12 protein-coding genes are annotated in these 12,035 nt (G+C 36.6%); all 12 read left to right on the forward strand.

The genetic code is table 11. The features are described from left to right. The first annotated feature begins 47 nt into the window (after positions 1–47). Positions 48–1,190 carry a DNA polymerase IV gene (gene dinB, locus N0K80_RS06770; protein ID WP_269024199.1) on the forward strand — a complete coding sequence of 381 codons (1,143 nt, stop codon included), beginning with the start codon at positions 48–50 and terminating at the stop codon, positions 1,188–1,190. A gap of 57 nt (positions 1,191–1,247) precedes the next feature. Continuing rightward, positions 1,248–1,928, forward strand: a complete 681-nt coding sequence (locus N0K80_RS06775; RefSeq protein ID WP_269024198.1) for a metal-dependent hydrolase — start codon at positions 1,248–1,250, stop codon at positions 1,926–1,928. Positions 1,929–1,943: 15 nt separating this feature from the next. Beyond that, positions 1,944–2,897 (forward strand): DHH family phosphoesterase, encoded by a 954-nt coding sequence (locus N0K80_RS06780; RefSeq protein ID WP_269024197.1) that lies wholly within the window; start codon positions 1,944–1,946, stop codon positions 2,895–2,897. 1 nt (position 2,898) lies between these two features. Then, positions 2,899–4,224 carry a DEAD/DEAH box helicase gene (locus N0K80_RS06785; RefSeq protein WP_269024196.1) on the forward strand — a complete coding sequence of 442 codons (1,326 nt, stop codon included), beginning with the start codon at positions 2,899–2,901 and terminating at the stop codon, positions 4,222–4,224. 275 nt (positions 4,225–4,499) lie between these two features. Beyond that, entirely contained in the window at positions 4,500–7,157 is a 2,658-nt protein-coding gene (gene alaS / locus N0K80_RS06790; RefSeq protein ID WP_269024195.1) for an alanine--tRNA ligase, read from the forward strand. 146 nt (positions 7,158–7,303) lie between these two features. Beyond that, positions 7,304–7,564 carry an IreB family regulatory phosphoprotein gene (locus N0K80_RS06795; protein ID WP_057974571.1) on the forward strand — a complete coding sequence of 87 codons (261 nt, stop codon included), beginning with the start codon at positions 7,304–7,306 and terminating at the stop codon, positions 7,562–7,564. An 8-nt stretch (positions 7,565–7,572) separates the two neighbouring features. Then, positions 7,573–8,007 (forward strand): Holliday junction resolvase RuvX, encoded by a 435-nt coding sequence (gene ruvX, locus N0K80_RS06800; protein ID WP_057974572.1) that lies wholly within the window; start codon positions 7,573–7,575, stop codon positions 8,005–8,007. A 14-nt stretch (positions 8,008–8,021) separates the two neighbouring features. Beyond that, positions 8,022–8,315, forward strand: coding sequence for a DUF1292 domain-containing protein (locus tag N0K80_RS06805; RefSeq protein WP_057974573.1), 294 nt, complete (start codon positions 8,022–8,024; stop codon positions 8,313–8,315). A 144-nt stretch (positions 8,316–8,459) separates the two neighbouring features. Next, positions 8,460–8,714: a cell division protein ZapA gene (gene zapA / locus N0K80_RS06810; protein WP_186726301.1), complete on the forward strand. Its 255-nt coding sequence runs from the start codon at positions 8,460–8,462 to the stop codon at positions 8,712–8,714. Between the two features lie 4 nt (positions 8,715–8,718). Next, positions 8,719–9,243 carry a CvpA family protein gene (locus tag N0K80_RS06815; RefSeq protein WP_269024194.1) on the forward strand — a complete coding sequence of 175 codons (525 nt, stop codon included), beginning with the start codon at positions 8,719–8,721 and terminating at the stop codon, positions 9,241–9,243. A gap of 18 nt (positions 9,244–9,261) precedes the next feature. After that, on the forward strand, positions 9,262–11,619 hold the full coding sequence (locus tag N0K80_RS06820) for an endonuclease MutS2 (protein ID WP_269024193.1): 2,358 nt from the start codon (positions 9,262–9,264) through the stop codon (positions 11,617–11,619). A gap of 86 nt (positions 11,620–11,705) precedes the next feature. After that, the gene (gene trxA, locus N0K80_RS06825) at positions 11,706–12,017 is read left to right on the forward strand and encodes a thioredoxin (protein ID WP_057974577.1); all 312 of its coding nucleotides are present in this window, start codon (positions 11,706–11,708) and stop codon (positions 12,015–12,017) included. Positions 12,018–12,035: the final 18 nt, after the last annotated feature.

The raw sequence follows: 12,035 nt of genomic DNA on the forward strand, positions 1-12,035 counted from the left end.
TAGAACGTACGTTTGTTATAATGAAGTAAGAAAAGGGGGGTGATCTAATGGCTGAGCTGAATGGTATCACAATAGATGAAAATTTATTAAAAAGAAAAATAATTCATGTTGATATGGATGCTTTTTACGCATCAATTGAAGAACGTGAACATCCCGAATTTATCGGAAAGCCGTTAGTAATCGCCCATGATCCGAGAAAAAATGGTGGTCGTGGCGTTGTTGCCACGGCTAACTATGAGGCCAGAAAATTAGGTATTCATTCTGCCATGGCGGCACAAGAAGCTTATGAAATTTGTCCTAAAGCTATCTTTAAAGCACCGGATTTCACATTGTATAAAGAGGTTTCAAGTCAACTTCATGAAATATTTCATGAATATACCGAAATGATTGAACCAATTGCATTTGATGAAGCCTATTTGGATGTTACGCAGAACAAAAAAGAAATTAAGAGTGCTATCCAGGTGGCACATATGATTCAAAGAGAGATTTATCAGAAACTACATTTAACCTGTTCAACAGGTGTTTCTTACAATAAATTTTTGGCAAAATTAGCATCTGATTATAATAAACCAGCAGGTATGACGCTGATACTTCCGGGCGATGTTATTCCTTTTTTATCCGGGTTACCAATTGGAAAATTTAGAGGTGTTGGTAAAAAAACGGCTCCTAAGATGATTGATCAAGGTATCTTTACGGGAAAAGAACTGTTGAAAAAATCTGAAGTTGAATTAATACAACAATTTGGCAAATTAGGTTATTTTCTATACAAACGCGTGCGTGGTGTGGATGACAGACCAGTTGAATGGCAAAGAGAACGAAAGTCCATTGGAAGTGAACGAACGTATGGAAAACTATTGATGACGATTGACGAGGTAGAAACTCAGCTTAGATATATTGCGAGCTTAGTTTCGGAAACATTGAATAAGCAACAGAAACATGGGAAAACATTGGTTATTAAAGTTCGATATCAAGATTTTACAACGCTCACAAAAAGATTAACATTGGATGAATTTATTCGTAACGATGCGGCAACGATTTACTTTTATGGTCGGCAGATATTTGATGAAATTTTAGGTGCTGAGAAGGGGATTCGATTACTTGGATTAACGATGACAAATTTAGCACCAATTGGTTTTGAAAACATGAAGTTGCCTTTATTTGAGAAAAAAGTGTTGAATCAGCCTTTGTAATTGGCCTCAATAACCGTTATACTTAAGAGCAACTTTGGAAATGAAAGAAGATTAATCATGAAAATTACATGGCTTGGACAATCCAGTGTTCAAATTATTACTGATAATCAGTTAACGATTTTAATTGATCCATTCATTAAAGACAATCCATTAGTTAAGACAACTGTTGCGGAATTAAATCCGGATTACATTTTGGTAACCCATGCACATTATGATCATGTGGGTGATACGATTGAGTTGGCTAAGCAATCTAATGCTACGGTCATTTCCATTACTGATTTAGCTAATTATTTTAAATCTGAAGGATTAACGGTTGAAGAATTGAATTTTGGCGGTCAACTTACGTTACCATTTGGCTCGGTGAAACTTGTGCCCGCGTGGCATACTGCCGCACTCGCCATTGATGGTAAGCCTAGAACGTTAGGTGTTGCAGCAGGTTTTGAGTTACATATTGCTGGTAAAGTTCTGTACCATGCCGGCGACACAGCTTTATTTTCAGATATGAAGTTAGTTAACCACATGGAACCCGTAGATTTAGCATTCTTACCCATTGGTGACACTTACACAATGGGACTAGAAGACGCGGCAATTGCGGCCGAGTTTGTTCAAGCCAAGAAGGTTGTGCCAATTCACTATAATACATTTACAAAAATTGAGCAGGATCCTGTTGAGTTTGTTCAACTATTGAACGATGGTGTTGGTATCATTCCCGAAATTGATGTTCCGTTTGAGTTTTAAGAAGGAGTCGTTTAAGTGAAAATTGAATTAGAGATACTAAAAAAAATTAAACAATTTGATACAATTATTATTCATCGTCATCAAAGCCCAGATCCTGACGCAATTGGGTCTCAATCTGGATTAGCAGCGATAATTCGTGCAAGCTTTCCCGAAAAAAAGGTTTACCAAGTTGGTGCACCATCGGCTGGGTTAGCCTGGATTAGCGACCAAGATGAAATTGCTGATGATTTGTACACTGATGCACTTGTAATCGTAATTGATACGGCTAATCGACCAAGAATCGAAGATGATCGCTATACGACGGGAGCATACCTAATTAAGTTTGACCATCACCCAAATGAAGATGTTTATGGTGATTTGGTTTGGGTAAAAACGGGGGCATCAAGTAGTTCTGAGCTAGTCATGGATTTAGTTGATCAGGTTGAAGGTGGGTTAACTGTAACTGATGACGCGGCTAGAATGCTTTATGCCGGTATCGTTGGTGATACTGGTCGCTTTATGTATTCGGCAACGACAGCGCACACGATGCAGGTGGTTGCTGAATTAATGGCTTATCATTTTTCAACAACTAAAATAAACCAAAAGATGGATAATATTACGGCGGGTGTGGCTAAATTATCAGGCTACGTATATGATAATTTAGTGATTACGGAACATAAAGCCGCATACGTCGTATTAACACATGATTATCTTGATTCAATAGAGTTGGGCGATGCTGGCTCATCTCAAATTGTACCGTTACCAGGTAAAATTATTGAAGTTCAATGTTGGGCAATTTTTGTTCAACAAAAGGATGGTAGCTATCGCGTTCGATTACGTTCAAAGGGACCAGTAATCAACCAACTAGCAAAAGAGCATGATGGTGGTGGACATCCCATGGCCAGTGGTGCAAGAGCCAAAGACCAAGCAGAGTACGAAGAAATAGTTAAATCACTTGATGACTTAGCTAGGACATACACAGGAGAATAAGATGCCAGAAAACTTTAAAAATTTTGGCCTGAAATCGTATCTTTTAAAAGCGATTGAGGCAATTCATTTCAATGTACCAACGGAAGTTCAACAACGACTAATTCCCGTTATTATGAAGGGCAAAAGCGTCGTAGGCCAATCCCAAACAGGAAGTGGTAAAACACATACTTTCTTATTACCAATCTTTAACCAAATTGATTCAGCTAACAATACGGTTCAAGCAGTTATCACAACGCCAAGTCGTGAACTTGCTTACCAAATTTATGAAGCTGCAAAACAATTGGCAGAATTTAGTCCTGAACCAATTCATATCCAAAATTATGTTGGTGGGACAGATAAACAACGTCAAATTGATAAATTAAGTAGAAGACAACCACAAATTGTTATCGGGACGCCTGGACGAATTGCTGATTTAATGGGTAGTAACGATTTAGACATCCATAATGCTTCAATCTTAGTTGTCGATGAAGCTGATATGACGCTTGATTTAGGATTTTTGAAGGAGACGGACCAGATTGCTTCGGCCTTACCTTCTGATCTTCAAATGATGGTCTTTTCAGCAACGATTCCTCAGAAGTTACAACCATTTTTAAAGAAGTACATGAAAAATCCGGTTGTTGAAGAAATTGCTGCTAAGTCAGTGATTAGTGATACGATCGAAAATTGGATTATTCCGACAAAAGGACATGATCGAAATGAAGTTATTTATCAATTAATTACAATGGGTCAACCCTATATTGCACTTATTTTTGCCAATACAAAAACGCGTGTTGATGAAATTGTTGAATACTTACGTGGTAAAGATTTAAAAGTTGCCAAAATTCATGGAGATGTTCCAGCTCGTGAACGAAAACGCGTAATGAAAGAAGTACAAAAATTAGATTTTCAATATGTGGTTGCAACTGATTTAGCTGCCCGTGGAATTGATATTGAAGGTGTTTCGCATGTTATTAATGATGATATTCCAAACGATTTAGAATTCTTTATTCATCGAGTTGGACGTACTGGTCGTAATGGCCTTAGCGGAATTGCGATGACATTATATGAACCAAATGAAGAAAATAAAATTGCTGAATTAGAAGCAATGGGTATTAAATTTGCACCCAAAGATATTAAAAAAGGCGAAATCGTTGATTCATATGATCGTAATCGTCGTGAAAATCGTAAACAAACAAAAGATCCTCTAGCTCCCGTAATTAAGGGAATGGTTAAAAAAGAGAAGAAAAAACGTAAACCTGGATATAAGAAAAAGATTCAAAAAGCAATTAAACGTAAAGATCAAATGGATCGTCGCGTTAATAGAAAGCAAAATCGTAAAGAATCGTAAGCTATATTTGACAATTTAAGTGGTTTTCAATATAATTTTTATTAGAAACAAGGATAATTTTAAATAGATGAACAGAAACATTTCGTTTGCTGAGAGAAATGATTATTTAAAAGAGCTACCTTGTGATATGAATGTAGAGAAAGACGTCCACTCAACGTTATCGAGCTTAAGAGGTAAACGACTAAAACATCGTTGCAAGTAAGGTGGTACCGCGCTATAAGCGTCCTTACTCGCAGCGGTGTTTTTTGCTTAAAAATAGAAGGGAAGTTACACCTATGAAAAAAATGACAAGTACTGAAATTAGACAAATGTATCTAGATTTCTTTAAAGAAAAAGGGCATACTATCGAGCCGAGTGCTTCATTACTCCCCGTGGATGATCCAACATTATTGTGGATTAATTCGGGTGTGGCTACTTTAAAAAAATATTTTGATGGGTCAGTTGTACCAGAAAATCCCAGGATTACGAACGCGCAAAAAAGTATCAGAACAAATGATATCGAAAATGTAGGGAAAACAGCACGTCACCATACGTTATTTGAGATGCTAGGTAACTTTTCAATTGGCGATTACTTTAAACCCGAAGCAATTAATTGGGCTTGGGAATTACTGACAAGTGAAAAATGGTTTGCCTTTGATCCTGAAAAATTATACGTTACCGTTTATCCAAAGGATTTGGAAGCGAAACGGATTTGGTTGGAAGAGGTTAAATTACCCAAGGATCACCTTGTAGAAGTAGAAGATAACTTTTGGGATATTGGTCAAGGACCTAGTGGCCCCGATACGGAAATTTTCTACGATCGTGGACAAAGTTTTAATAATTTGGCTGAAGATGATCCTGAGAATTATCCTGGTGGTGAAAATGAACGTTATCTAGAAGTTTGGAATATTGTCTTCTCTGAATTTAATCACACACCTGAAAATACGTATGAACCATTACCTCATCAAAATATTGATACGGGAATGGGATTAGAACGTGTTGTTTCTATTTTCCAAAATGCTAAGACTAACTTTGAGACGGATTTATTTTTACCATTAATCGATGCAACCGAAAAGATGAGTGATAATAAAAAGTATGACGATAATGAACAAGATGACATTTCATTTAAGGTTATTGCAGATCATGCGCGCGCTATTTCGTTTGCAATTGGTGATGGTGCATTACCTTCTAATGAAGGACGTGGTTATGTTATCCGTCGTTTAATCCGTCGTGCCGTTATGCATGGACAAAAATTAGGTATTGAAGGATCATTTTTAACGAGCCTTGTACCTGTCGTTGGAAATATCATGAAGGATTACTATCCGGAAGTTTTAGAACAAGCTGAGTATATTTCTAAAATTGTGCGTTCTGAAGAAGAACGTTTTAATGAAACGTTAAAAGATGGATTACAATTATTGAATAATCTGATTGAGACAACTAAAGCAGAAAATAAATCAGAATTGTCTGGTGCCGGCGTCTTTAAATTATATGATACTTATGGATTTCCATTTGAATTAACAAAAGAATATGCAGAAGATGAAGGCTTGTCAGTCGATCAAGAAGGCTTTAATGCAGAAATGCAACAACAAAAGGAACGTGCCCGCGCCGCTCGTGGTAATGCGAAGTCAATGGGTGTTCAAAATGGGTTATTAACCGATATTAAAACGGTTAGTGAGTACGTCGGATATACACATCCCGATGTTAATGAAACTGAAATAGTTGATTTAATTGTTGATAATGAATTAGTGGATACGATTAAACCAGGTGATAATGCACAGGTTATATTCTCTAAGACACCTTTTTATGCTGAAATGGGTGGACAAGTTGCCGATAAAGGGACTGTTAAAGATACGAATGGTAATGTCATTGCCGAGGTAGAAGATGTTCAACATGCGCCAAATGGACAAAATTTGCATGCGATTAAAGTTCTTGCGCCCATGAAGAAAAATCAATTAGTATCGTTAGAAATTAATCAAGATTTCCATAAGAAAGTTGAAAAGAATCATACGGCCACTCATTTACTTGATCAAGCATTAAGGGATATCTTGGGTGAGCATACTCACCAAGCTGGCTCACTTGTTGAACCAACTTACTTACGTTTTGATTTTACAAATATTGGTTCTGTTTCAGAAAAACAATTGGAAAAAGTTGAAAAGATTGTTAACGATAAAATTTGGGCTGAATTGGCCGTCGAAACGGTTGAAACGGATATTGAATCTGCTAAGAATATGGGTGCTATTGCTTTATTCTCAGAAAAATATGGCAAAATCGTCCGTGTCGTTAAAATTGGTGATTATTCAATTGAGTTCTGTGGTGGGACACATGTTGCTAATACCAGCGAAATTGGTTTATTTAAAATCATTTCTGAATCAGGTGTTGGTGCTGGTGTTCGCCGAATTGAAGCAGTGACTTCTAAAGAAGCATTTGACTTTTTAAATGGTCGAAGTACCCTTTTAGAATCAGTGGCACAACAGGTGAAAGCTAATAAAGTTGTGGAAGTACCTAAGAAAATAGAACAACTTCAAGTGTCATTAAAAACTAGTGAACAACAGATTCAGGCATTTGAAGATAAAATTGCCAGCCAACAAGCTGGGGATGTCTTTAAGAATAAGCAAGAAATTAACGGCAAAACGCTTATTGCAGCACAAGTTTCGGTTTCTGGGATGTCTCAATTACGTCAACTTGCGGATCAGTGGAAAACACAAGGATTATCAGATGTCTTGGCTATTGGAACGACAAGTGATGACGGTAAGGTTAATTTAATTACCGCTGTTAGTGCCGATGGGATTAAATCGGGATTAAAAGCTGGTGATTTAATTAAGATAATCGCACCATTCGTTGGCGGCGGCGGTGGTGGCCGACCAGATTTAGCACAGGCCGGTGGTAAGAACCCAGCTGGGTTGAGTGACGCAATTAAAGAGGCGACAAATTGGTTAGAAAATCAAACTAAATAAAAATTAAAGGGGTATTTATCTATTAAATTAGATAAATACTTTTTTGTTATATTACGGCTTGATTACATCAGCCTATTTTGATTGTCGGATGCCTTCTTTTTTAGTAGAATAGGGGTAAGTTAATAAATAGATGGGGGTGCCGCTTTATGAGTTCATTAGATAAAACAATGTTCTTTGAGTTTGACGAAAATAATAAAAAAGATGTCCACGATACTTTGGTGACTGTTTACCAGTCGCTAGAAGAAAAAGGGTACAATCCTATTAACCAAATTGTTGGCTATTTGTTATCGGGCGACCCCGCGTATATCCCTAGATATAATGATGCGCGGAATTTAATTAGAAAATATGAACGTGATGAAATTGTGGAAGAGTTAGTTAAAAATTACTTAAATAAAGAAGAAAAGTAGGCAGTTAAATGAGATTAATGGGCTTGGATGTTGGTTCAAGAACGGTTGGCGTTTCAATGAGCGATTTGTTAGGATGGACTGCCCAAGGCGTTGAGATTATTCGTATCAATGAAGACAGAAGTGAATTTGGGATTGATCGCGTTAAGGAACTGGTAGCGGAGTATGAAGTGACTGGATTTGTGATTGGATTACCTAAAAACATGAATAATTCATTAGGCCCAAGAGCCGAAGCTGCACAGAAATATGGCGATTTATTGGTAGAAACTTTTGGACTACCTATTGATTTTCAAGATGAACGGTTGACAACGGTTGAGGCAGAACGTATGCTTGTTGAACAGGCTGACACATCAAGAAAAAAAAGAAAAAAAGTAATTGATAAACTTGCCGCAAGCCTTATTTTACAGAATTATCTGGATGGTAAAGGCAAATTAACTAAAGAATAAAGTGAGGGCACAACATGAATAACGAAGAAGAAAACCAACAAATTACATTGGTAGATGATAATGGTAATGAAACGCTTTTTGAAGTTTTATTCACATTTGAATCTGATGATTATAACAAGTCATACATCATGCTCTACCCATTAGGTTCAGAGGCAGATGAAGAGGTTGAAATTCAAGCCTACTCATTTAACCCCAATGAAAACGGTGAAGCAACTGAAAGTGATTTAGAACCAATTGAAGATGACGCTGAATGGGATATGGTTGAAGAAGTCTTAAATACCTTCCTTTCAGATGAAAGTATGCAATAAGATTTTATGTTGAAAAGTTGAGCCAGTTGGTTTAACTTTTTTATTTTGCTTAAGATTATCTTCTCTAAATTGTGATAACGTATATCTTTTATGTAATTCGTGGTAAAATTATTTTTAAATGATTAAATGCAAGGAGGGTGTTCATTGGAAAATCAAAAAAATAGATATAAAACAAAAATCGGTAAAAAGGTGTATACAATTGTTGGGTCAGAATCAGATATGCACATGGATGCCGTAGCAACATTAGTGAAAGATGAATTTCAATCTGTGAAAGAGATGTTACCTGAGATAGACGATGAACAGGCAGCCATGTTGGTCGCAATCAACGCTGTTTCAGATCAAATTAAATTGCAAGAAAAATTAAATGAAATTAATGGTGAAACACAAGTAAAGGAGTAATATTATGACAGTTTCTTTAATTGTTATTTTTTTATTAATCGTGTCATTTTTTAGTGGCTACAAACAAGGGTTAGTATTAACGCTTCTGAGGATGGTTGGATTTATCGCCATCTATTTATTTGCCCGCATGTTAACCAATCCTGTTACTAATTGGCTTGGAGAATATTTTCCAAAATTTTCGACAACAGGTGGCACGACTATCGCAAATCACGTTCAAACTAATTTCTATTCAATGATCGTGTTTGCTGTCTTACTTTTAGTTGGTGGAATACTTGTAAGAAGTGTGATTAGAGTTGTAAATTCTGTAACGAAACTTCCTGTTATCCATCAGGTTAATTCCCTAATCGGAGGACTTTTATCTGTTGCATTGATGTTTGTTTTTATTTTTGTTGGATTAACCGTTTTATCAATCTGGCCAAATGAAACAATTAATGCATCCGTTTCAGAGTCAACTATTGCACAAAAAATACTAACAGAGACGCCTACAGTGGCCAAACAGATATTTATAACAAAGGAAGCCACGGATTAACGCTAGGAGGATTAAACTATGAACGAAAAAGGTTTAAATACATTAGAATACCAAAAAGTTAAACAACAAATTCAAGCTTTTATATCGACTGAATCTGGTCAAGAAGAAGTTAATGGCCTAAAACCAATGATTGATCTTGAAAAAATTCAAAAAGACTTAGATGAGACACAAGATGCCGTTAAAATATTACGCTTACGTGGAGGTATTCCATTACCGCAATTAGTTAATGTGAAACCACACATGAAACGGCTTGATATGGGTGCTTCTTTGAATGGTAAGGAGTTGACAGCAGTTGGTCGTGTTTTAAGAACAACTAATGAAATAAAATTATTCTTCAAAGATTTGGCTGACTCTGAAATTGAATTGGTTAGACTGTTCGATTGGATAGACAAGCTTGAAAATTTACCCGATATTAGTCGTAGATTAAACCAATCTATCGAGAATGATGGTCATATAACTGATGAAGCATCACCAGTACTGCATAATATCAGACAAAACATCTTACGCTCAGAAAGTGCCATTAGAGCAAAATTGCAAGAATTTACGCGTGGTAAGAGTGCCAAGTATTTAAGCGAGGCATTAATAACAATTCGAAATGAACGTTACGTGATCCCAGTTAAGGCTGAATATCGTGGCCAATTTGGTGGTGCCGTTCACGATCAAAGTGCGACGGGTCAAACCTTATTTATTGAACCTCAAGCAATTGTTGAAATGAATAATCGATTACGTGAACAACAACTCGCTCAGGCCGATGAAGAACGTCGTATTTTGGCTGAGCTATCTGAACTAATTGCACCTTTTACTGCAGAAATTCTAGAAAATGCATATATTCTGGGTCATTTTGACTTCGTTAATGCCAAGGCACAGTATGCAAGTTCAATTAAAGCAACTGAACCTACAATCAGTATCGAGAATGATATCTTCTTGAGACAAGCACGTCATCCATTATTGGATAGTAAAAAAGTGGTCGCTAATGATATTATGCTAGGAAAAGATTATCAGGCAATTGTTGTTACGGGACCTAATACCGGTGGTAAAACAATTACGTTGAAGACTCTGGGCCTCATTCAAATGATGGGTCAGTCTGGATTGAATATTCCTACGAGTGAAGGTAGTCGTATCGGTATTTTTGAAGATATTTTTGCGGATATCGGGGATGAACAATCGATTGAACAGAGTCTAAGTACGTTCTCTGCCCATATGACTAATATTGTCTCAATTCTGGCCAATATTAATGACCGTTCATTAGTCTTATTTGATGAATTAGGCGCTGGAACGGACCCGCAAGAAGGTGCTGCTTTAGCCATTTCGATTCTTGACGCGGTTGGTGCAAAAGGGAGTTACACGGTTGCAACAACGCATTATCCTGAATTAAAAGCTTACGGGTTTAACCGTGCTGGAACAATTAATGCCAGCATGGAATTTGACAGTGTTACGCTACAACCAACATATCGCCTATTAATTGGCATTCCTGGTCGTAGTAATGCGTTTGATATTTCTCGTAAAATTGGGTTAGATTCGGCGATTGTTGATCAAGCTCAAAGCCTGACAAATCAAGATAGTCAAGATTTGAATGAAATGATTTCTGATTTAATGAGTAAGCGAAAAGAAGCAGAAGATGAAGCATTAGCCTTACAAGTACAATTAACTGATGCGACAAAATTACATGATGATCTTGCTAAAGAATATGGTGATTTTGTCACGCAAAGAGAATCAATGACAAATAAAGCCAAAGAAAAGGCTAATGATATTGTGGCGGACGCTGAAATAGATGCTGATAAAATTATTAAAAAAATTCGTCAAATGCAGATTACTCAGGGGCAGGCCATAAAAGAACATGAGCTTATTGATGCTAAGTCGCAGTTATCACAGATGCACCAGCCAACAGATGCGTTGAAGAAAAATAAAGTTCTTCAACGTGCTAAAAGTAAGCAAGAATTTCGTGTGAATGATGATGTTTTAGTTAAAACATATGGTCAACAAGGTGTTTTAGTTAAAAAAATGAGTAAGACGGAATGGGAAGTTCAACTTGGTATTTTAAAAATGAAAATTAGTGAAGATGATCTTCAGAAAGTTCATGTTGAGAGTGACAAGAAAGATCGAACGGTCTTTAAGAATGCTGCTTCTACGAGTACATCAACATCACTTGACCTTCGTGGTCAACGTTATGATGATGCGATGAGTCAAGTTGATCAGTATATTGATTCTGTGTTACTTGCCGGATATGCCTCAGTTACAATTGTACATGGCAAAGGGACAGGAGCTTTAAGAACTGGGATAACGGATTATTTGAAAGCTAATCGTCATGTTAAATCATTTGAATTTGCAGCACCTAATGCTGGAGGAAATGGCGCAACAATTGTTCACTTTAAGTAATACATTACTTTTTGTAAGCAAAAATATAGCGTATATTCACATTCTCTGATATGATATTAGCATAATATAACAGAGGAGGAATTCGAATGGTACAAGCAATTACAGATAAAGAATTTGAAACAGTTACTGATTCAGGTGTGACATTAACAGACTTTTGGGCAACATGGTGTGGTCCTTGTCGCATGCAAACACCAGCAATTGAAGAATTAGAACAAGAAATGGGCGAGACGGTCAAATTTTCTAAAATGGATATTGATCAAAACCCTGCAACGGCACAATCTTTTGGTATCATGAGTATTCCAACATTAATGATTAAAAAAGATGGCGAAGTTGTTGATACGATCGTTGGTTATCATTCAAAAGATCAAGTTAAAGAAGTATTAGCTAAATACATTTAATATCAAAAAAAAGAGTTA

It is taken from the genome of Dellaglioa carnosa, from assembly GCF_026948345.1.
Lineage (GTDB): Bacteria > Bacillota > Bacilli > Lactobacillales > Lactobacillaceae > Dellaglioa > Dellaglioa algida.